Below are 21,293 nucleotides of genomic sequence, written 5' to 3' on the forward strand. Positions count from 1 at the left end.
GAGACACGGGCGTGTGAGTGTTGTGATGACCGGGGACCGCGCGCGGTCCCCGGTCATCGCGTGTCAGGACACGGGAGTGGAACGTATGACGGAGTCACGGACCGAGGACATCCTGACGATCGGGGTGGACATCGGCGGGACCAAGGTGGCCGCCGGTGTGGTCACGGCCGAGGGGCAGGTACTGGCGCGCCTGCGGACCGAGACTCCGGAGCGGAGCAAGAGCCCGGCCGTCGTCGAGGAGACGATCGTCGGCGTCGTCCGGGAACTGATGCGGGAGTTCACCGTGGCCGCCGTGGGGGTGGGCGCCGCGGGGTTCGTCGATGAGCAACGAGCGAACGTCCTGTTCGCCCCGCACCTGTCGTGGCGCCGGGAGCCGCTCCGTGACGCGCTCACCGACCGCCTCGACCTGCCGGTCGTGGTGGAGAACGACGCCAACGCCGCCGCCTGGGCGGAGGTGCGCGCCGGGGTGGGGCAGGGCGTGGACAACGTCGTGGTGGTGAACCTGGGCACCGGGATCGGCGGGGCGGTGGTCCTCGGCGGTCGGCTGCACCGTGGCCGTTACGGGCTGGCGGGGGAGTTCGGCCACATGACGGTGGTGCCGGGCGGCCACCGGTGCGAGTGCGGCAACCGGGGCTGCTGGGAACAGTACGCGAGCGGGAACGCCGTGACCCGGGAGGCCCGGGAACTGGTGCGCGCCGAGTCGCCCGTGGCGCGGATGCTGCACCAGGCCGTGGGTGGCGACGCCAGGCAGATCACCGGCCCCCTGGTCAGCGAACTGGCGAGCAAGGGCGACCGGGCGTGCGTGGAGATCCTGGAGGACGTGGGGGCGTGGCTGGGGACCGGCCTGGCCAACCTGGCGGCCGCGTTCGACCCGGAGCTGTTCATCATCGGCGGGGGAGTGTCGGAGGCAGGTGAGCTGCTGCTCGGCCCGGCGCGGACGGCCTTCGAGCGCAACCTGACCGGGCGGGGCTACCGGCCGACCGCGCGCGTGGTCGCGGCGGCACTGGGCAACGAGGCGGGTCTGATCGGCGCCGCCGACCTGGCGAGGGAGACGCTTCCGCACCAGGAGCACTGACCACCGGGGCGGGCTGAGGCTCGGACGGGGTCAGGCGGTGCGCAGCTCGGCCCAGGCGTGGGTGCCGTAGGGCAGCCGGGGGCCGATGCCCCAGCGGGCCGCCATGAGCGAGACCAGGAACAGGCCGCGCCCCGACTCCTCGCCCGTGTCGCCCCCCTCCGAGGCGGACGGGGCGGCCGACGGGGACGGTGCGTCGCCCCGGTCGTGGACGTCGATCCGCAACCCCGTGTCGGCGGCTGTCCAGACGACGGAGAGGTCGACGGGCGGCTGGCCGTGGACGACGGCGTTGGTGACCAGTTCGCTGACGACGAGGCTGGTCCGGTGGTCGAGGTCCGGGTCGTGGTGGTCGGGCCGGTCGTGCCTCAGGTTCCGGAGGAACTCCGCCACGAACCCGCGGGCGAGGCGGGCCGCGGCGGGCGTGTCCGGGAGCCGCCAGGTGGCCCGGGGCGCGGGGGCCGGCTCACGCGAACGCGCGGAGTCCACACCGCTCACGAACGCGACGTCGCGCGTGTACATGTCGCCATCTCCTTCGGGCAACGGATCGACGCGGGGCCTGGGGCGTGGACGCCGCGATCGTCGTGATGTCCCCGCCACGGGGCGCGCGAGCCCTGGCTCGTCGACGTGACGCGCCACCGGCGTAGGCCCGCGGATCGGTCCGGGGAGAAGTTCGCGTGTGGCGCAGATCACTGGTAACTCAGGTTTATCGCTGCTCGAACAAGAAGTCAACAGGTTGTCTAGACATAATTACAGACAATCTGCCCCTGTCGACCTGGGGCGAGGACGGCGGGCCGGATCGGCTGGTGCCGACCCGGCCCGACCCGGCCCGGGTGTTCTGGGCGCCTTCGGGCGGTGTTACCTCCGGCCCAGCGCCCTCACGTCGATGTCGATGGGGAACGGGACGTCCACCTTGAGTCGCTCCCGGGCGATGGTGATGGGAACGTACCTGGGGTCCCGCACGCCGTCGAGCTCGTACACGTGGATGGCGGGACCGCCGTCCACCCGCTCGATCCGCCAGAAGTGGGGGATGCCCGCCTGGGCGTACTTGAGCGGCTTCGTGGTGCGGTCCCGGTCTCGGGGCTCCTCGGACACGACCTCGACGGCGATGAGCGCGTCCTCGGGTGGGACGTGGGTGGCCCGGTACCAGTCGACGTGGCCCTCGTCCCCCTCCTCGTGCCGGTAGACGAGGACGTCCGGCTCCGGCCGCTGGTGCTTGCCCAGCTTCATGGTCATCTCCAGGAGGACGTCGACCCCTTCGGGGGCAGCGTCTTCCAGGACGTTGGCCAGACGGCGCATGACCTGGCTGTGGAATCGGGTCTGGGGGGACAGCAAAACGAGCGCTCCGTCGATGAGTTCCATCCGGGGGACACCCGGAGGGAGTTCGTCCATGTCATCGGCGGTCCAGCCGCCGGGAGGAGGGGTGGACCAGTCGGGGAGCGGCTCGGCGGTCATCGAATCCTCCGGGGTCGATTCCTGAGGCCGCTCTAGTGCTGCCGGTCTTCTCATGGCAGGAACGTAGCGCGGGGTGACGACACGATCGCGGGGATTCGCGGTGGGGGGATCAGTCGGTCAGGGTGAGCTCGAAGGAGTAGCGCGAGGCCCGGTACACGTGCGATCCGACCTCGACCACCCGGCCGACGTCGTCGTAGACGGTGCGCTCCATGGTCAGCAGCGGGGCCCCGCGGGGCTCGTCGAGCGCGCGCGCCTCCGCGGCCGTGGCGTTGCGCGCCCCGATGCTCTGCGAGGCGATCTTCAGCGTGACGCCCGCCGCCCGCAGCAGCTGGTAGAGCCCCTGGCGGGCGAGTTTCTCCTCGTCGAGGCCGACCAGCCCGACGGGCAGGTAGTTGTGCATGAGGGCCAGTGGTTCGTCTCGCGCGTAGCGGAGCCGCTCCAACACGTACACCTCGGTTCCGGGGGCGACCTCCAGCAAGGTGGCGACCGCGTCCGGCGGGGCCTCCACGGCCAGCCTCAGGACCTCGGTCCGGGGGTGTTCCCCGGCGCGGCTCAGGTCGTCGTACAGGCTGGACAGCTCCAGCGGTCGGCGTACGCGGGGCATGACGACCTGGGTTCCCACGCCGCGTTTGCGGACCAGGAGCCCCCGGTCCACCAGGTACTCGATGGAGCGGCGGAGCGTGGGCCGGGACAGTCCGAGCCGTTCGGCGAGGACGAGCTCGTTCTCCAGGCGCGTGCCCACGGCCAGCTCGCCCGACGTGATGCGCCGCTCCAGTTCCTGGGCCACCTGGAAGTACAGGGGCACCGGGCTGGAGCGGTCGATCGGGATCGACAGCGGGGTCTCGGTCACGTGCGCGTCCGTTCGTCGTGGGGAGTCCGGGAGGGCGTCTCCCTCCCTTGATCAGTGTAGTGATGCCCGGTTGTCTGTAAGTTCATAGGTACTTATGTCTAGACAAACTGTTGACAGGCTCGTTTCGCCTGAGTGAACATGGGGTCGTGGCTGTGATCCACGAAACAGCCACGTGAGCCCCGGGGCCGACCGGCCCTGGAGTCCGGACACCGGGAGGGGTGGGCATGCGCGTCGGGTTGGTGGGAACGGGACGCATCGGCGAGTCGCACGCGGCCGCCGTCGCCGCGCGGGCCGAAGTCGACGAGCTCGTCCTGGCGGACGCCGACGGCGCCCGCGCTCGCGACGTCGCCGGTCGGGTCGGGGCCCACGTCGCCGGAGCCATCGACACCCTCCTCCATCCCGGAGCGGTCGACGCGCTCGTGGTCACCGCCGCCACCTCCGCGCACGCCGAGCTCATCCTCGCCGGGGTCCGAGCCGGAATCCCGGTCTTTTGCGAGAAGCCGGTCGCGCCCACCGTCGCGGAGACCGTCGACGTCCTCCGCGAGGTCGACAAACGCCAGGCCCTGGTCCACATCGGCTTCATGCGGCGCTTCGACGCCGGGTACGCCGAGGCGCGGCGGGCCCTGCGCGACGGGGAACTGGGAGAGCTGCACCGCGTGCACGCCGTGACCTGCGACGCGGCCCCGCCGCCCGCCGAGTACCTGCCGACCTCGGGCGGCCTCTTCCGTGACTGCCTCGTGCACGACTTCGACATCCTGCGTTGGGTCACCGGTCGCGAGGTCGTGGAGGTCCACGCCTACGGCGCCAACCGCGGCGCCGACTACTTCGCCGCGGCCGACGACGTCGACACCGCGGCGGCCGTCCTGCGCATGGACGACGGAACCCTGGCCACCGTGCAGGGCTCCCGCTACAACGGCGGAGGGTACGACGTGCGGATGGAGCTGGCCGGTTCGGCCGGGACCATCGCGGTCGGACTCGACGGGCACGCCGCCCTCCGCTCGGCCGAGGCGGGGGTGGACTTCCCCTCCCAGGACCCCTACCGGGAGTTCTGGTCCCGGTTCGCCCCCGCCTACGGCGCCGAGATCGCCGCCTTCCTCAGCGCCGTGCGCGAGGGCGGCCCCAGCCCGTGCACGGTCGCCGACGCCCTGGAGGCCGTCCTGGTCGCGGACGCCGCCGAGCGGTCGCGCCGTGCGGGCCGACCGGTGCGGATCGAGGAGGTGCGCCCGTGAACTCAGGAAGCCTCGGCGGCCCGCGGGGCGGTCGTCGTGCCGCGCACCACGAGCTCCGGTTCGAGCACGCTGACCCGCGGGGGCGGGTTCGGCGACGCCAACCGGTCGATGGCGGCGCGTACGGCCTCGCGAGCCAGCCCCTGGACGTCCTGGCGGACCGTCGTCAGCTGGATGTGCGCGAGCCGGGCCAGCGGGATGTCGTCGAAGCCGACCAGCGAGACGTCCTCGGGGACCCGCACTCCGGCGCGGGTGATCGCGTCGAGGAAGCCGATCGCGGACCGGTCGTTGCTGGCGAACAGCGCGGTGGGGATGCGCCCTTCGGCGAGCAGCCGGTGCGCGGCCTCGGCTCCGCTGGACTCGGTGTGGTCACCCGGCAGGACCCGCGCGTGGTCGGCCAGGCCGCGGCGGCGCATCCAGTCACGGTAGGCCCGCCTGCGCTCGGCCGAGCCAGCGCAGGCGCCGCCGTCCAGGTGGGTGATGTCCCGGTGGCCGAGTCCCGCCAGATGGTCGAGCGCCTGCCGGGTCGCCTTGCCCTCGGCCGTGCGCACGGTGTCCACGTGGACACCGGGGAAGCGCGGGCCGACCGACACCACGGGCGTCCTCTCGACCACCTCGCCGAGGAAGTCCGTGGTCGTCTCGGGGCCGAGCAGGATCAGCGCCTCGCAGCGGTGCCCGAGCAGGGCGCCGACGGCCTTCTCCGTGTGCCGGGTGCGCGCGTGCGCGGACAGGAGGATGTCGTAGCCGACCCTCTCCGCCTCCGCGTACACCGCCTCGACCAGGTCGGCGTGGAAGGCGTTGTGCACGGTGAGCATGACGCCGAGCACCCGGCTCCGCGAGCTGGCCAGGGTTCGCGCGGCCACGTCCGGCCGGTAGCCGATCTCCTCGGCCGCGCGCAGAACCCGCGCACGGGTCTGCGGGCTCGCGCCGGGGGCGTCGCGGAAGACCACGGAGACCAGGGCGCGCGAGACCCCGACCCGGGCGGCGACGTCCTCCATGGTGGGGCGCCGGTTCCCGCGCCTGTTCGGGCGCTGCGAGGCGTCGTCGCCCCCCTGGGCGGTATCGCCGTCCGTGCTGGTCACCCTGTCGCCTCCCATCGCCCTACATCTACTACCAGATCCGGAACGGGGTATTGACACGACATGTGTGTTGGATCACCATTGCCCAGTCTAGAGCGCTCTAGTAGAGCGCGCTAGTCCCGGGATTCCCATCCGCCCGCGACCGGTGTCGCCGTATCGCGGGACATCACCGACGAACCGAACCCGAGGAAGAGAAGAGAAGTCCCGGTGTACCGCTATCCACGGAGGTCCCCGTGAACGCCAGTGCAGCCCGAAGCTCCGACGCGCCCTTCGGCGTCGTCACCATGGGCCGCGTCGGCGTCGACGTCTACCCCGAGCAGACCGGGGTCGGCCTGGACACGGTGAGCTCCTTCGGCAAGTTCCTGGGCGGCAGCCCCACCAACGTCGCCGTCGCCGCCGCGCGGCACGGTCACCGGTCCGCCGTGATCACCCGTACCGGCGACGACCCCTTCGGCCGGTTCGTCCACCAGGCGCTGCGCGGGTTCGGCGTCGACGACCGCTTCGTCACGCCGGTCGCCGACCTGCCGACCCCCGTGACGTTCTGCGAGATCTTCCCTCCGGACGATTTCCCCCTGTACTTCTACGGCCGCGACCCCGTCGCGCCCGATCTGATGATCCGGGCCGAGGACCTCGATCTGGACGCGATCGCCGCGGCGGACGTGTTCTGGGTGACCGTCACCGGTCTGAGCCAGGAGCCGAGCCGCACCGCCACCCTGGAGGCCCTCCGGGCACGGGACCGGCGGGGCATCACCATCATCGACCTCGACTACCGGCCGATGTTCTGGGAGTCCCGTGAGGAGGCCCGCCACTGGGTCGCCGAGGCGCTCCCGTACGCCACCGTCGCCGCGGGCAACCTCGACGAGTGGGAGACCGCTGTCGGGGACCGCGACCCCCAGGCCGCGGCGAAGGCCGGTCGCGCGGCCGGAATCGACCTCGCCGTCGTCAAGCAGGGGCCCGCCGGTGTACTCGCCGTGGACGACTCCGGCCAGGTCAGCGTCCCTCCGGTCCCCGTCGAGGTGGTCAACGGCCTCGGCGCGGGCGACGCCTTCGGCGGCGCGCTGTGCCACGGCCTGCTCTCCGGGTGGGACACCGAACGCGTCATGCGCTTCGCCAACGCCGCGGGTGCCATCGTCGCCTCCCGCCTGTCCTGTTCCGACGCCATGCCCACCTCCGCCGAGGTCGAGGCCAAGCTGGAGGAGGCGGATCATGTCGGTTGACCTGCTCAGGTCCATTGTCGAGACCCGCCTGTACCACCCCGACGCGATCGCCGACGCCGCGGCCCGGAGGGTCCGGCCCACCTCGCCCGTGGGAGAGAACGGCAAGGCGATGATCGTCGCCGCCGACCACCCCGCCCGCGGCGCGCTGCGCTCGGGTAGCCGTCCGATGGCCATGGCCGACCGCGTCGACCTGCTCGACCGGCTGCGCACCGCGCTGGCGCGCCCCGGCGTCACCGGTGTCCTGGCCACGGCGGACATCCTGGAGGACCTGCTCCTGTTGCGAAACCCCGACGGGAGCGGGGTCCTGGACGGCAAGTCGGTCTTCGGCTCGATGAACCGCGGCGGGCTGGCCGGTGCCGCGTGGGAGATCGACGACCGCTTCACCGGCTACGACGCCGCCGGGATCGCCCGGATGGGATTCGAGGGCGGCAAGATGCTGCTCCGCCTGGACTACGACGACGACCGGACCATCCCGACCCTGGAGAGCTGCGCCAGGGCGGTCGACGAGCTCAACGCCGCCCGCCTCACGGCCATGGTCGAGCCGTTCATCTCCGGTCGCACCGAGGGCGTGGTCCGCAACGACCTGTCGCCGGACGCGGTCGCCCGCTCCGTCGCCATCGGCGCCGGGCTCGGCAACACCTCGGCCCGTACCTGGCTCAAGCTCCCGGTCGTGGACGAGATGGAGCGGGTCGTGGCCACCTCCACCCTGCCCACGGTCCTGCTGGGCGGGGAGCTGCCGGAGGACCCCGACGCCGCGTTCACCCGCTGGGGCGAGGCGCTCAAACTGCCCAACGTCATCGGCCTGACGGTGGGCCGGTCCCTGCTGTACCCGGCCGACGACGACGTCGTGGCCGCCGTCGACACCGCTGTGGGGTTGCTGTGAGTCCAACCAACGGTAAGCACTACCTGCCCGCGGGGAGCACCGCGGCCGCGCCCTTCCGGACCGTCATCACCCCCGAGTCCGCGGGGTGGGGCTACTCCGGGCTGCGCGTCCTGGAACTGGCGCCCGGCGCCGCCGAGGAGATCGCCACCGGGGACGCCGAGACGCTCGTCCTGCCGCTGAACGGCGGCTGCGTCGTCACGGTGGACGGTCGCGAGTTCCGGGTCACCGGGCGGCGGAGCGTGTTCAGCCGGGTCACCGACTTCGTCTACCTGCCGCGCGACGCCCGCGCCACGGTCACCAGCGCGCAGGGCGGCCGGTTCGCGCTCCCGTCCGCGCGCTGCGACCGGCGCCTGACCGCCAGGTACGGCGCCGCCGAGGACGTCCCGGTCGAGCTGCGCGGCGCCGGCCAGTCCAGCCGCCAGGTGAACAACTTCTGCGTGCCCGGGACCTTCGAGGCGGACCGTCTCATCGCCTGCGAGGTGCTCACCCCCGCGTCCAACTGGTCCTCCTACCCGCCGCACAAGCACGACGAGGTCACCGAGACCGAGTGCGAACTGGAGGAGATCTACTACTACGAGGTCTCCGAGGGGCCCTCCGGCCCCGGCATCGGCTACCAGAGGGTGTACGGGACCGAGGAGCGTCCCATCGACGTCTTCGAGGAGGTCCGCGGCGGGGACGCCGTCCTCATCCCGCACGGGTGGCACGGCCCCTCCATGGCCGCTCCCGGGTACGACCTCTACTACCTGAACGTCATGGCGGGCCCTGGAGAGGAACGCGCCTGGAAGATCTGCGACGACCCCGCCCACGGGTGGGTGCGCCAGACCTGGGCCGACCAGGAGATGGACCGGCGCCTGCCGCTGACCTCCACCGCCGAGAGGGAGGCGTGATGGCCCAGTCCACCGTCAGGCTCACCACGGCCCAGGCCCTGGTCCGCTTCCTCGCCGCGCAGTACAGCGAGCGCGACGGCGTCGAACGGCGGTTCATCCCCGGGGTGTGGGGCATCTTCGGGCACGGCAACGTCGCCGGCCTCGGCCAGGCGCTGCTCCAGGCCGCCAGGACCGGCGAGGCCGACCTGCCCTACTACCTGGCCCGCAACGAGCAGGGCATGGTCCACGCCAGCGTCGGGTTCGCCAAGACCCGCGACCGGCTCCAGACCTTCGCGTGCTCGGCCTCGACCGGCCCCGGTTCCACCAACATGGTCACCGGCGCCGCGCTGGCCACCACCAACCGCGTCCCGGTCCTGCTGCTGCCCAGCGACATGTTCGCCACGCGCCTGCCCGATCCGGTGCTCCAGCAGTTGGAGGACACCCGCGGCGGCGACGTCACCGTCAACGACGCCTTCCGCCCGGTCTCCAAGTACTTCGACCGGATCACGCGCCCCGAACAGCTGATCCCGGCGGCCCAGGCGGCGATGCGGGTGCTCACCGACCCGGTGGAGACCGGCGCGGTCACCCTGTGCCTGCCCCAGGACGTCCAGGCCGAGGCCCACGACTGGCCGGTGGAGTTCTTCCGCAGGCGCGTCTGGCACATCGGCCGGCCGGTGCCCGAACCCGACGCCGTGGCGCGGGCCGCCGACGTGATCCGCGGCGCGGAGCGGCCGTTGGTCGTCGCGGGCGGCGGCGTGGTCTACTCCGAGGCGTGCACGGCCCTGCGCGAGTTCGCCGAGGCCACCGGTATCCCCGTCGCCGACACCCACGCGGGGAAGGGAGCACTCCCGTGGGACCACGACCGGGCCGTCGGCGGGGTCGGCTCCACCGGCGCCGGGAGCGCCAACACGCTCGCCCGTGAGGCGGACGTGGTGATCGGCGTCGGCACCCGCTACAGCGACTTCACCACCGCCAGCCACACGGTCTTCGCGCACCCGGACGTCACGTTCGTCAACCTGAACGTGGCCCGGCTGGACGCGGCCAAGCACGCGGCCATCCAGCTGGTCTCCGACGCGCGCACGGGCCTGGAGGCGCTGCGCCGGGAACTGGCCGGCTGGGAGGTCGCGGCCGACTACAGGGCACGCACCCGGGAGCTCGCCGACGAGTGGGCCGAGATCACCGACGCCTGCTACACCGTCGAGCACGGCCCGCTGCCCGCCCAGACGGCCGTGCTCGGGGCGCTCAACGACGTCCTCGACGACCGCGACGTGGTCGTCAACGCCGCCGGGAGCATGCCCGGCGACCTCCAGATGCTGTGGCGGGCCAGGGACCCCAAGGCCTACCACGTCGAGTACGCCTACTCCTGCATGGGCTACGAGGTGGCCGGCGGGACCGGCGTCAAGATGGCCGACCCCTCCCGTGAGGTGGTCGTCCTGGTCGGCGACGGGTCCTACCTGATGATGGCCCAGGAGATCGTCACGATGGTCTCCGAGGGGATCAAGGTGATCATCGTCGTGGTCCAGAACCACGGCTTCGCCTCCATCGGATCCCTGTCGGAGGAGCTCGGATCCCAGCGGTTCGGCACGAAGTACCGCTACCGCGACCCGTCCACCGGCCAGCTCGACGGGTCCGTCCTGCCCGTCGACCTGGCGGCCAACGCCGCGAGCCTGGGCGCCCGTGTCATCCGCGCCGACGGGATCGAGGAGTTCCGTGAGGCCCTCGCCGAGGCCAAGGCGGCCGACACCACCACGGTCGTGCACATCGAGACCGACCTGGAGGGCCCCAACCCGCCCGGCAGCGCCTGGTGGGACGTGCCCGTCAGCCAGGTGTCCGACCTCGACAGCACCCGCGACGCGTATCTGACCTACCACTCGCACAAGCAGGGACAGCGCCACTACCTGTGACGCCTCCCGGAAGCAAGGAATCCACCGTGAAGACCATCCAGCACTGGATCGACGGGGCCGCGACCTCCGGGGCCTCGACCCGCACCGCGCCGGTGTGGAACCCGGCCACCGGTGAGCAGCAGGCCGCCGTCCTGCTCGCCGAGCCCTCCGACGTGGACGCCGCGGTCGCCTCGGCGGCCAAGGCCTTCGAGAGCTGGGGCGACTCCTCCCTGACCAAGCGCACGCGTGTGCTGTTCTCCCTGCGCGAGCTCCTCGCCAGGCACGAGGACGAGATGGCGCGGATCATCGCCGCCGAGCACGGCAAGGTGATCGACGACGCCAGGGGGGAGATCGTCCGCGGTCGCGAGGTCGTCGAGTACGCCTGCGGCATCATCAGCGCGCTCAAGGGCGGCTACTCCGACCAGATCTCCACCGGGATCGACTCCTTCGACTTTCGCCAGCCGCTCGGCGTCGTCGCGGGGATCACCCCGTTCAACTTCCCGATCATGGTGCCCCTGTGGATGCACCCGGTCGCGATCGCCTGCGGCAACACGTTCGTCCTCAAGCCCAGCGAGCGCGACCCGTCCGTGTCCAACCTCGTCGCCGAGCTCTACGCCGAGGCGGGACTGCCCGACGGCGTGTTCAACGTGGTGCACGGGGACAAGGCCGCCGTCGACACGCTCCTGGACCACGACGACGTCGAGGCCGTCTCCTTCGTCGGCTCCACCCCGATCGCCAGGTACGTGCACGAGCGCGGCACCGCCTCCGGCAAGCGGGTCCAGGCCCTGGGCGGCGCCAAGAACCACGCGGTCGTCATGCCCGACGCCGACCTGGAGTTCGCCGCCGACCACCTGACCGCGGCCGCGTTCGGCTCCGCCGGCCAGCGCTGCATGGCGATCTCCGCGGCGGTCGCCGTCGGTGACGCCGCCGACGCCCTGGTGCCGGTGCTCGCCGACAAGGCCAAGGCGGTCAGGGTGGGCCCCGGCCAGGACACCGCCAACGAGATGGGCCCGGTCATCACGGCCCAGGCCCGCGACCGCGTCGCCGGGTTCGTCTCCTCCGGCGAGGAGCAGGGCGCGGTGGTCGTGGTCGACGGCCGCGACCTGACGGTGGAGGGGCACGAGGAGGGCTTCTTCGTCGGCCCGTCGCTCCTGGACGAGGTCACACCGGAGATGGACGTGTACCGGGAGGAGGTCTTCGGGCCCCTGCTGGTCATCGTCCGCGCCGCCGACCTGGACGAGGCGATCGAGCTGATCAACGCCAACCCGTACGGCAACGGCACCGCCATCTTCACCAGCGACGGCGAGGCCGCCCGCCGCTTCCAGCGCAGGGTGACGGTCGGGATGATCGGCGTCAACGTGCCGATCCCCGTGCCGATGTCGCACTACTCCTTCGGCGGCTGGAAGGACTCGCTCTTCGGCGGGAGCCACATCCACGGCCCCGAGGGCGTGCGGTTCTACACCCGCGCCAAGGTCGTCACCAGCCGGTGGCCGCATGTCGACCGATCGGTCGAGGCCGCCTTCAACTTCCCCACCCACGGCTAGGCGGTGTTTTTTGGGTCCTTCGCTTCGCTTCGGACCGTGTTCGGGCACCCACAAGGCAGGGATTCTTCATCCTCGACCTCGCCTGTCGCTCGTTCCTCGCTACGCGGCTCGACTCGCCCGCCCGTCGCCCACCACCACCCTCAACGGACGCCTACGGCGCAGTCTCGATCCTTGAGAACCCTGCCGGCGCCCGAACGACACCCCCTCAGGTGGTCGTTCCAGAAAACAGGCCCCGGCCGAACCTGGCCGTCCACACCAGCCACACCTTTCACGAAACGAGATGGACATGACGGAGAAACTGGTCCTCGGATCCGCCCCCGACTCCTGGGGGGTCTGGTTCCCGGAGGACGAACACCAGACGCCGTGGAACAGGTTCCTCGACGAACTGACCGAGGCCGGGTACGAATGGCTCGAACTGGGGCCGTACGGCTACCTGCCCACCGACCCGAAGCGCCTCGCCGACGAGGTCGGCCGGCGCGGGTTGAAGGTCTCCGGCGGCACGGTGTTCGGCAACCTGCACAACCCGGACGAATGGGATGACACTGTCGCCACCGTCCGGAAGGTCGCCGAGCTCACCGCCGCCGTCGGCGCGCACCACCTGGTCTTCATCCCGCCCATGTACCGGGACGAGAAGACCGGGGAGTTCTCCGAGTCCCCGACGCTCGACGACGGTCAGTGGAGGAACCTCCAGCGCTCCGCCGACGAGCTCGGCAGGATCCTGCTGGGCGACTACGACGTGCGCCTGTGCCTGCACTCGCACGCCGACACCCACATCCAGACCCAGCCCGAGATCGAGCGGTTCCTCGACGGGACCGACCCCGACCTCGTGTCCCTGTGCCTGGACACCGGTCACGTGGCCTACGGCGGCGGTGACGCCGTGGACCTGATCCGCCGGTACTCCGAGCGCGTCGACTACGTGCACATCAAGCAGATGGACCCGGAGGTCGTCCGGCAGGTCCACGAGGAGAAGCTCGGCTTCGGCGAGGCCGTCAAGCGCGGTGTGTGCGTGGAGCCCCCGGCGGGGGAGCCCGCGCCCAAGGCCGTCATCGACGCGCTCGACGAGGTCGACGCCCGGCTCTTCGTGATCGTCGAACAGGACCTGTACCCGTGCGAGCCGGAGGTTCCGCTGCCCATCGCGGTCCGGACCCGCACGTACCTCAACAGCTGCGGATTGGGGGCGCGCCACCAGAAGGCCTGACCTCCACACCACACGCTGAGCCCGCCGCGCAGAGCGGACTCCCCGCAAGTCGCACCGGCCCCTGCGACCAACCACAGGTTGAGTGAATCCCCCAGATCGACAAGAGGTCGAATCATGAAGCGCAACACCACCTACACCGCCCTGATCGCAGGGGCCGCGTGTCTGACGCTCGCCGTCACGGCGTGCAGCTCGGAGGGAGGCCGGGAGGCGGGGGGAGGCGGCGGCGACGTCGAACTCCCCGACATGACCGTCGCGATGATCACCCACGAGGTCCCCGGCGACACCTTCTGGGACATCATCCGCTCCGGGGCGGAGGACGCGGCGGCCAAGAGCGGGATCGAGCTGGAGTACTCCTCCGCGCCGGAGGCCCGGGAACAGGCCAACCTCATCCAGAACGCCATCGACCGCGACGTGGACGGCATCGCCGTCACCCTCGCCAAGCCGGACGCGCTGGAGGGCGCCATCTCCGACGCCATCGAGGCGGGCATCCCGGTGGTCGCGTTCAACGCCGGTCTCGAGGAGTGGCAGGACATGGGCGTGCTGGAGTACTTCGGCACGGACGAGCACGTGGCCGGTGCCGCGTTCGGCGAGCGGCTGAACGACGTCGGCGCGGAGAAGGTCATGTGCGTCATCCAGGAGCAGGGGCACGTGGCGCTGGAGACCCGGTGCGCCTCCCTGGGCGAGGCCTTCGAGGGTGAGTCCGATGTCGTGTACGTGGACAGCGCGAACATGCCGGAGGTCCGGTCCAGCATCGCCTCCACACTCCAGGCGGACGAGGACTTCGACTACGTGGTCACCCTGGGCGCTCCGATCGCCATGACCGCGGTCGACGCGGTCGACGACGCGGGCAGCGACGCCAGGGTCGCCACCTTCGACACCAACCGGGACCTGGTCAACGCGATCCAGGGCGGCATCGTCGACTGGGCCGTCGACCAGCAGCCCTACCTCCAGGGCTACCTCGCCGTGGACGGCCTGTGGCTGTACAACACCAACGGCAACACGTCCGGGGGCGGGACCGAGCCGGTCCTGACCGGCCCGGCGTTCATCGACGAGACCAACATCGACGCGGTCGCCGAATACGCCGAGCGGGGGACCCGATAACCATGAGCCACGTCATCACCCCTCCGGCGCCGTCGCCGGGCGGCTCCGAGAAGGCACTGCGGTTGGGCCGCAGATCCGTGCTCCGGCACTTCCTGACGCGGCCGGAGGTCGGATCCCTGGTCGGCGCGGTGATCGTGTTCACCGTCTTCTTCACCATCGCCGAGCCGTTCCGCTCGGCGGGGGCGTTCACCAACATCCTCTACGCCAGCTCGACGATCGGCATCATGGCCGTGGGCGTGGCGCTGCTGATGATCGGCGGTGAGTTCGACCTCTCCGCCGGGGTCGCGGTGATCAGCTCCGGCCTGGCCGCGTCGATGTTCGCCTGGTACTTCTCGCTGAACGTCTGGGTCGGTGTCCTGTTCGCCCTGGCGGTGTCGCTCGCCATCGGGTTCCTCAACGGGTGGATCCTGGTCCGGACCAAACTCCCCAGCTTCCTGGTCACACTGTCGATGTTCCTGATGCTCCAAGGGCTCAACATCGGCATCACCAAGCTGGTCATCGGTACCGTCTCCACCCGCAACATCTCGTCGATGGACGGCTTCGACCAGGCTCGGGCGGTCTTCGCGTCCAGTTTCACCATCGCCGGGGTCGAGGTGCGCGTGACCGTTCTGTGGTGGATGGTCTTCGCCGGGCTGGCCACGTGGGTGCTCATGCGCACCAAGGTCGGCAACTGGATCTACGCGGTCGGCGGCGACCAGGAGAGCGCACGGGCCGTCGGCGTCCCGGTGGCCAGGGTCAAGATCGGCCTGTTCATGACCGTGGGGTTCATGGCCTGGTTCTCGGGCATGCACCTGCTCTTCATGTTCAACACGGTGCAGTCCGCGGAGGGCGTGGGCAACGAGCTGCTGTACATCATGGCGGCCGTCGTCGGCGGGTGTCTGCTCACCGGCGGCTACGGGACGGTGATCGGCGCCGCGATCGGCGCGTTCATCTACGGCATGACCCGCCAGGGCATCGTCCTCGCCGGGTGGGACAACAACTGGGTGTTCTTCTTCGTCGGGGCGATGCTCCTGCTCGCGGTCGTGGTCAACGGCTGGGTCCGTACGCAAGCGAACAAGAGGTGACCGAGGTGAGCACGATGACGGACACCACGTCGACTTCCACCGGGAACACCACGCCGCGGACCGCGCCGCTGCTGGAACTACGCGGTATCGGCAAGACCTTCGGCAACATCAGGGCACTGAACGGCATCAATCTGAGGGTCGACGCGGGCGAGGTCACCTGCATCCTCGGTGACAACGGCGCGGGCAAGTCCACACTGATCAAGATCATCGCCGGGCTGTACGGGCCGACGTCGGGCGAGTATCTGGTCGACGGTGAGCCGGTGGACTTCTCGTCACCGCGACAGGCCCTCGACCGGGGCATCGCCACGGTCTACCAGGACCTGGCGATGGTTCCCCTGATGCCGGTGTGGCGCAACTTCTTCCTCGGCTCCGAACTGCGCAGGGGCGTGGGCCCCTTCCGGATGCTCGACGTCGCCCGGATGCGCCGCATCGCGGACGAGGAGCTGAGGAAGATGGGCATCGACCTGCCCGACATCGACGCTCCCGTCGGCAACCTGTCGGGTGGCCAGCGCCAGGTCGTGGCCATCGCGCGGGCCGTCTACTTCGGCGCCCGCGTGCTGATCCTGGACGAGCCGACCGCCGCGCTGGGGGTCAAGCAGTCGGGTGTGGTCCTGAAGTACGTCAGCGCGGCCCGCGAGGCCGGCCTGGGCGTCATCTTCATCACGCACAACCCGCACCACGCGTACATGGTCGGCGACCACTTCGTGGTGATCAAGCTCGGCGAGACCGAGCTCGACCAGCCCCGCTCCGAGCTCACCCTCGACGACCTCACCCACCACATGGCGGGCGGCGCCGAGCTGGACGCGCTCCAGCACGAGCTGGAACGGGCCAAGGACCCGCAGGTCGATCCGCTGCACGACGCGGCGGGTGAGGGCCCGGACGTCCAGGGGCTCTGACCTCGGACGGCCGATACCTCAGGTCGGCCGGGGCTCCGGCCCCGGCCGACAGGGGACTCCGACCGGAACGGGCGGGTGTCCACACCCGCCCGACCGTCAAGAAAGGCAAGGAACGATGACCGTCAAGGTAGGAGTGATCGGCACCGGCTGGATCGGAGCCGAGCACATCCGCAGGATCACCGCCTCGGTGGGTGGTGCCGAGGTCGTGGCGGCGACCGACATCGACGCCGACCGCGCCGCCAGGGCGGTCGAGGGCACCGGTGCGCGCGTGCTGCCCACCGGGACGGACGTGATCGCCGATCCGGAGGTCGACGCGGTCGTGGTCACCTCCTGGGGCCCGGCGCACGCCGAGTCGGTCCTGGAGGCGATCGCGGAGGGCAAACCGGTCTTTTGCGAGAAGCCGCTGGCCACCACCGCCGAGGACGCCCAGCGCATCCTGGACGCGGAGGCCGCGCACGGCTCGCGTCTGGTGCAGGTCGGTTTCATGCGGCGCTTCGACACCGGCTACCGGGAGATGAAGGAGGCCGTCTCGACGGGCGCGATCGGCACGCCGCTCCTCGCGCACTGCGTGCACCGCAACCCCACCGTGCCCGAGGCCTACCACTCCGAGATGGCCTCGCAGGACACCGCCGTCCACGAGGTGGACGTGATGCGGTGGCTGCTGGACGACGAGATCTCCTCCGTCCAGGTGATCGTCCCGCGTTCGACCACCAAGAAGTTCGAGCACCTGCGTGATCCACAGGTCATGCTCTTCGAGATGGCCAGCGGCGCCCGGGTGGACCTGGAGGTGTTCGTCAACTGCCAGTACGGCTACGAGATCGGTTGCGAGGTCGTGGGGGAGGAGGGCACCGTCCGGCTGCCGGAGATCCCCGGCGCGGTGGTGCGCTCGGCCGCCCGCCAGAGCACGCCCGTCCTCCAGGACTGGGTGAAGCGGTTCGCCGCCGCCTTCGACACCGAGTTCCAGACGTGGGTCGACGAGGTGGCCGCGGGGGTCCCGACGACCGGACCGAACGCCTGGGACGGCTACGCCGCGGCGATCGTCACCGACGCGCTGGTGCGGTCGCTGCACTCGGGTGGCGTCGTCGAGACCGGCATCAAGGAACGCCCGGCGTTCTACGCCTGAGGGAGAGAGCAGAACATGAAGATCGCCATTGACCCGTACATGTTCCGGGGTCTGCCGATCACCGAGATGGTGCGGACCGTGGCGGACCTGGGCTACGAGTACATCGAGCTGTCCCCTCGCGCGGAGTTCATGCCGTTCTTCCAGCACCCGAGGGCCGACGACGCCCGGGTGGCGGAGCTGCGGGGCGCGCTGCGCGAGACGGGGGTGAAGCTGTCCTCGATCCTGCCGCTGTACGCGTGGTCGAGCCCGATCGAGCAGGAACGCCGGGACGCGGTCCGCTACTGGAAGCGGATGATCGAGGTCGCGGTCGAGCTCGACGTGAACCTGATGAACTCCGAGTTCAACGGCCGCCCGGAGCGGGCCGCCGAGAGCGAGGGCGCGTTCTGGCGGTCGATGGAGGAGCTGCTGCCGATCCTCGAGCGTGAGGGGATCGCCCTCAACCTCGAAGCGCACCCGGACGACTTCTGCGAGGTCAACGAACCCGCGGTGGACCTGGTCCGGGCGATCAACCGGCCCTGGGTGAACTACCTGTACTGCGCTCCGCACACCTTCCACCTGTCGGGTGAGGACCCGGGCGCGGACGTTCGGCGGATGATGGAGTACGCGGGCGACAAGCTCCAGCACGTGCACATCGCCGACTCGTTCAACCACAAGGGCTCGTCCGGGTTGCGGTACATCCTCAACCCGCCCGGCACCCCCGCGCGGATCCACCAGCACCTGGACATCGGCCAGGGCGAGGTGGACTGGGACGAGTTCTTCGGCGCCCTGCGAGACCTGGACTTCGACGGCGTGGCCACGGTGTGCGTGTTCGCGTGGGAGGAACGGGCACGGGAGTCCTCCGAGTTCATGCTCAAGAGGGTCACCCAGGAGCTCGCCTCCTGACCAGGCGCCGGGGCGTCACGTCGGTCAGTCACAGAGGGCGGCCGAGGGGCCGGACGTCCCGGCGGGGCGCCGCACGCGATCATGTGCGGCGCCCTTTTCGGGTTTTCCGCGCAGCGGGGGTTCCTCCGGGGTAACGTGCGAGCTCACGCCCTGCTTATGTAAGGTAGCTCGGACTTTCGTGGGCTCTTCGCCCCGTGGGGCCGAGCCCGCCCCCGACTCCCAAGAGAAGCCGACGCACGCGATGACCCGCACACCTCATCCGACGCGACTCCGGCGAAGCGAGGCACGCCGTATCGAACGGCGCCGCCAGCGTCTCCTCCAGGCCGCGATCGCCTGCTCCGTGGGCGTGATCACCATGTCCGGAGCGCTCGTCTTCGTCCTCGTCTCCCAGGACCCGCCCGAGACCGGTGGGGACGACCGCCAACGCGTGGGGCAGGCCGAGCAGCTGCCCTCCGGCCCCGCCGCCGACCCGGCCTCCCCGGTCCCGAGCGCCGCCGCCCCCGAGCCCTCCGACTCGGCCTCCCCGTCGGAGGACGACGAGGCGGAGGAGGAGCCCTCGGCCTCGCCGTCTCCGGAGCCCTCGCCCTCGGAGGGGCCGTCTGAGCCGTCCGGGGAGGCGTCGGAGCCGGAGCCCGAACCCGAGCCGGAACCCGAGCCCGAGCGCCCCGAACCGGAGCCTGAGCCCGAGCCGGAACCGGAGCCCGAACCCGAGCCCGAGCCCACGGAGGAGGACCCCGTGCCCTGGTGGCCCTGGTAGCGGTGTCCGTCGGTACCCGGCCGTCCGGTCGGTCGCTGGTTCGACCGCTCCTGGTGCCGCGGCGCGGGGCACGTATTCTGCTGGCCGGACGATCGCACCTGAAGGAGCTGGCGTGACGCGCATCGGTATCACCGGGCACTCGAACCTCAGCATGGACAGCGTGCCGCTCGTCCGCGCGGCGCTGGCGGAGGCCCTCACCCCGTACGCGGGTGACGGGCTCACCGGTCTGTCGTGCCTGGCACGCGGGGCCGACCAGCTCTTCGCGGAGGCCGTGCTCGACGCGGGAGGACGGCTGGAGGTCGTCCTCCCCTCCGTCGACTACCGGGAGGTCAAGGTCAAGCGCGACAACCTCGACCAGTTCGACGGTCTGCTCATGCGCTCGACCCTGGTGCGGTACATGCCGCACCGGACGGCTGGTCGCACCGCCTACGAGGACGCCAACGAGGCCGTGCTGGGCGCGATCGACCGGCTGTTCGCGGTCTGGGACGGCCGGCCCTCCGGTGGCAGGGGCGGGACGGGCGACGCCGTCGAGGCCGCCCGGTGGCGGGGCGTCCCGGTCGACGTCATCTGGCCCGAAGGCGCTCGCCGGGAGTGAATTCGGCGTGTCCCGCGCTGATTAATTCTATTAATTCGGGCGAATTCGGACTCTTCTGGCTTGGCGGATAAACCGGGCTGGTTCTGTGCAACACGCGGGTTGAACTGGGAAAACGAAAAACCTGGTTCTCGAAGCAGCGCGGTTTCGCAGAAAAGTTCACCCATCCCGCCGGAGTGCTCTACTCTTTGTCGCGAACGACAACCGCATACGAAGACCCCGCGACGTTAGTCATACGTCCGGGGTCGTGGCCAGCAACTTCCACCTTTACCAAGGACTTGCCGACATGGCTGATTCTAGTCGTGCGGTCCTCGGCTCTGCCCTGGACTGCCTGAAGACCCTCCTCGCCCCCGCCCGTGGCCGCCACGGCGCCCGTCGGTGCCGCTCCACCCGGGTCCGCCGCTACGCGCCGGTGCCCGCCCCGGTTTCCGAACCCGCGTCGGTCCCCGCCTCGCCCCCGACCTGCACGGCTCATCCCGTCAGGGACGCCGCCCCCGTTCGGCCCTACTTCCTCGCCCACGAGCGCGAACTCGCCTACGCCGCGGCGCACCCCGCCCGCCGCCTGCGTGCCCGCACGACCCGGCCGACCGCCGACGGACCCCGGGTATCGACCCCCGCCTATATCCCCAAACACGCGGCCCCGCGCGTTCCCGCACCCCGTCCGGCGCCCGGCGGCGACCTGCTCGCCCCCGACCCGCCCGGCGAGTTCGACGAACTGCGCGACCTGACCCGCGCATGGCTCAGTATGGGTAGGGCCGGATCTCGAGGGTCCTCCGTGAAAAACCGAACCCGGTTCTAGTGCGTGGGTCACATCGTCTGTAGAGTGCGGCCCATGGATCTGAACGGAATCTCCGCCCTCGTCTCGGGCGGCGCCAGCGGCCTCGGTGAGGCCACCGCCAAGGAACTTGCGAACGCCGGTGCGACCGTCGTCATCGCCGACCTCAACGCCGAGCGCGGCGAGGCCATCGCCAAGGAGATCGGCGGTGTCTTCGTCAGCACCGACGTCTCCAAGGAGGACCAGGTCAAGGCCGCCGTCCAGGCCGCCGTCGACACCGGAAAGCCCTTCCGCGCGGCCGTCTCCTGCGCCGGGATCGCCTGGGCGACCCGCACCGTGGACAGGAACGGCAACCCGCACGACCTGGACAGCTACCAGAAGGTCATCCAGGTCAACCTGATCGGCACCTTCAACGTGCTGCGCCTGGCCGCCGCCGAGATCGCCAAGACCGAACCGGTCAACGAGGACGGCGAGCGCGGCTCCATCGTCAACACCGCCTCCCTGGCGGGCATCGAGGGGCAGATCGGCCAGATCGCCTACTCCTCCTCCAAGGGCGGCGTGATCGGCATGACCCTGCCCGCCGCGCGCGACCTCGCCGCGGTCGGCATCACCGTGAACACCATCGCCCCCGGCATCCTGGAGACCCCCATCTACGGTGAGGGTGAGGGCGCTGAGGAGTTCAAGAAGCGCCTCGCCGCGCCCATCCCCTTCCCCAAGCGCATGGGGACCGCCGGAGAGTTCGGCAAGCTGGCCCGCGCCCTGCTGGAGATCAGCTACGTCAACGGCGAGGTCGTCCGCATCGACGGCGGCCTGCGCATGCCGCCGAAGTAGGG

21 protein-coding genes are annotated in these 21,293 nt (G+C 70.9%); 17 read left to right on the forward strand and 4 right to left on the reverse strand.

Going from position 1 to position 21,293, the window contains the following annotated elements:
• The first annotated feature begins 85 nt into the window (after positions 1–85).
• On the forward strand, positions 86–1,075 hold the full coding sequence (locus KIK06_RS27060) for an ROK family glucokinase (protein WP_268645597.1): 990 nt from the start codon (positions 86–88) through the stop codon (positions 1,073–1,075).
• Between the two features lie 30 nt (positions 1,076–1,105).
• Here KIK06_RS27060 and KIK06_RS27065 read toward each other — a convergent pair whose 3' ends face one another.
• The 3 genes from KIK06_RS27065 to KIK06_RS27075 all read right to left on the reverse strand — a co-directional run bounded on the left by KIK06_RS27065 (position 1,106) and on the right by KIK06_RS27075 (position 3,374).
• Positions 1,106–1,591 (reverse strand): ATP-binding protein, encoded by a 486-nt coding sequence (locus tag KIK06_RS27065; protein ID WP_268645598.1) that lies wholly within the window; start codon positions 1,589–1,591, stop codon positions 1,106–1,108.
• Positions 1,592–1,927: 336 nt separating this feature from the next.
• Positions 1,928–2,524 (reverse strand): Uma2 family endonuclease, encoded by a 597-nt coding sequence (locus KIK06_RS27070; protein ID WP_268645599.1) that lies wholly within the window; start codon positions 2,522–2,524, stop codon positions 1,928–1,930.
• Positions 2,525–2,633: 109 nt separating this feature from the next.
• On the reverse strand, positions 2,634–3,374 hold the full coding sequence (locus tag KIK06_RS27075) for a GntR family transcriptional regulator (protein WP_268645600.1): 741 nt from the start codon (positions 3,372–3,374) through the stop codon (positions 2,634–2,636).
• Between the two features lie 224 nt (positions 3,375–3,598).
• On the opposite strand from KIK06_RS27075, the gene KIK06_RS27080 reads away from it, so the two are divergent.
• Positions 3,599–4,603 carry a Gfo/Idh/MocA family protein gene (locus KIK06_RS27080; protein WP_268645601.1) on the forward strand — a complete coding sequence of 335 codons (1,005 nt, stop codon included), beginning with the start codon at positions 3,599–3,601 and terminating at the stop codon, positions 4,601–4,603.
• 2 nt (positions 4,604–4,605) lie between these two features.
• On the opposite strand, the gene KIK06_RS27085 is transcribed toward KIK06_RS27080, so the two are convergent.
• Entirely contained in the window at positions 4,606–5,682 is a 1,077-nt protein-coding gene (locus tag KIK06_RS27085) for a LacI family DNA-binding transcriptional regulator (protein WP_241479598.1), read from the reverse strand.
• Between the two features lie 230 nt (positions 5,683–5,912).
• Here KIK06_RS27085 and iolC point away from each other — a divergent pair, with 230 nt between their 5' ends.
• The 15 genes from iolC (at position 5,913) to KIK06_RS27160 (ending at position 21,291) form a co-directional block, all read left to right on the forward strand.
• Positions 5,913–6,896, forward strand: a complete 984-nt coding sequence (iolC, locus tag KIK06_RS27090) for a 5-dehydro-2-deoxygluconokinase (RefSeq protein ID WP_442789804.1) — start codon at positions 5,913–5,915, stop codon at positions 6,894–6,896.
• A complete protein-coding gene (locus tag KIK06_RS27095) occupies positions 6,886–7,779 on the forward strand; it encodes a Cgl0159 family (beta/alpha)8-fold protein (RefSeq protein ID WP_017598575.1) in 894 nt (297 codons plus the stop codon). The genes iolC and KIK06_RS27095 overlap by 11 nt, the downstream gene beginning before the upstream one ends.
• Positions 7,776–8,666: a 5-deoxy-glucuronate isomerase gene (gene iolB / locus KIK06_RS27100; RefSeq protein ID WP_268645602.1), complete on the forward strand. Its 891-nt coding sequence runs from the start codon at positions 7,776–7,778 to the stop codon at positions 8,664–8,666. Before KIK06_RS27095 ends, iolB begins: the two co-directional genes overlap by 4 nt.
• The gene (gene iolD / locus KIK06_RS27105; RefSeq protein ID WP_017598577.1) at positions 8,666–10,549 is read left to right on the forward strand and encodes a 3D-(3,5/4)-trihydroxycyclohexane-1,2-dione acylhydrolase (decyclizing); all 1,884 of its coding nucleotides are present in this window, start codon (positions 8,666–8,668) and stop codon (positions 10,547–10,549) included. The genes iolB and iolD overlap by 1 nt, the downstream gene beginning before the upstream one ends.
• 26 nt (positions 10,550–10,575) lie before the next feature.
• Positions 10,576–12,072, forward strand: a complete 1,497-nt coding sequence (locus KIK06_RS27110; RefSeq protein WP_268645603.1) for a CoA-acylating methylmalonate-semialdehyde dehydrogenase — start codon at positions 10,576–10,578, stop codon at positions 12,070–12,072.
• A 280-nt stretch (positions 12,073–12,352) separates the two neighbouring features.
• A complete protein-coding gene (locus KIK06_RS27115) occupies positions 12,353–13,270 on the forward strand; it encodes a TIM barrel protein (protein ID WP_017598579.1) in 918 nt (305 codons plus the stop codon).
• Between the two features lie 114 nt (positions 13,271–13,384).
• Positions 13,385–14,371 (forward strand): substrate-binding domain-containing protein, encoded by a 987-nt coding sequence (locus KIK06_RS27120; protein ID WP_017598580.1) that lies wholly within the window; start codon positions 13,385–13,387, stop codon positions 14,369–14,371.
• A 2-nt stretch (positions 14,372–14,373) separates the two neighbouring features.
• Positions 14,374–15,435, forward strand: coding sequence for an ABC transporter permease (locus tag KIK06_RS27125; RefSeq protein ID WP_017598581.1), 1,062 nt, complete (start codon positions 14,374–14,376; stop codon positions 15,433–15,435).
• Positions 15,436–15,449: 14 nt separating this feature from the next.
• Positions 15,450–16,331: an ATP-binding cassette domain-containing protein gene (locus tag KIK06_RS27130; RefSeq protein WP_051059142.1), complete on the forward strand. Its 882-nt coding sequence runs from the start codon at positions 15,450–15,452 to the stop codon at positions 16,329–16,331.
• Between the two features lie 115 nt (positions 16,332–16,446).
• On the forward strand, positions 16,447–17,454 hold the full coding sequence (locus tag KIK06_RS27135; RefSeq protein ID WP_017598583.1) for a Gfo/Idh/MocA family protein: 1,008 nt from the start codon (positions 16,447–16,449) through the stop codon (positions 17,452–17,454).
• Positions 17,455–17,469: 15 nt separating this feature from the next.
• Complete coding sequence (locus tag KIK06_RS27140; RefSeq protein ID WP_268645604.1) at positions 17,470–18,336, forward strand: sugar phosphate isomerase/epimerase family protein; 867 nt, start codon at positions 17,470–17,472, stop codon at positions 18,334–18,336.
• Between the two features lie 241 nt (positions 18,337–18,577).
• Positions 18,578–19,093 (forward strand): hypothetical protein, encoded by a 516-nt coding sequence (locus tag KIK06_RS27145; protein ID WP_268645605.1) that lies wholly within the window; start codon positions 18,578–18,580, stop codon positions 19,091–19,093.
• A 112-nt stretch (positions 19,094–19,205) separates the two neighbouring features.
• The gene (locus KIK06_RS27150; protein WP_268645606.1) at positions 19,206–19,688 is read left to right on the forward strand and encodes a hypothetical protein; all 483 of its coding nucleotides are present in this window, start codon (positions 19,206–19,208) and stop codon (positions 19,686–19,688) included.
• 283 nt (positions 19,689–19,971) lie between these two features.
• Positions 19,972–20,484 (forward strand): hypothetical protein, encoded by a 513-nt coding sequence (locus KIK06_RS27155; RefSeq protein ID WP_268645607.1) that lies wholly within the window; start codon positions 19,972–19,974, stop codon positions 20,482–20,484.
• Positions 20,485–20,517: 33 nt separating this feature from the next.
• Positions 20,518–21,291 carry an SDR family oxidoreductase gene (locus KIK06_RS27160; protein ID WP_017598591.1) on the forward strand — a complete coding sequence of 258 codons (774 nt, stop codon included), beginning with the start codon at positions 20,518–20,520 and terminating at the stop codon, positions 21,289–21,291.
• Positions 21,292–21,293 lie beyond the last annotated feature (2 nt).

The sequence above is a fragment of the Nocardiopsis sp. EMB25 genome, assembly GCF_026797795.1.
Taxonomy (GTDB): domain Bacteria; phylum Actinomycetota; class Actinomycetes; order Streptosporangiales; family Streptosporangiaceae; genus Nocardiopsis; species Nocardiopsis lucentensis.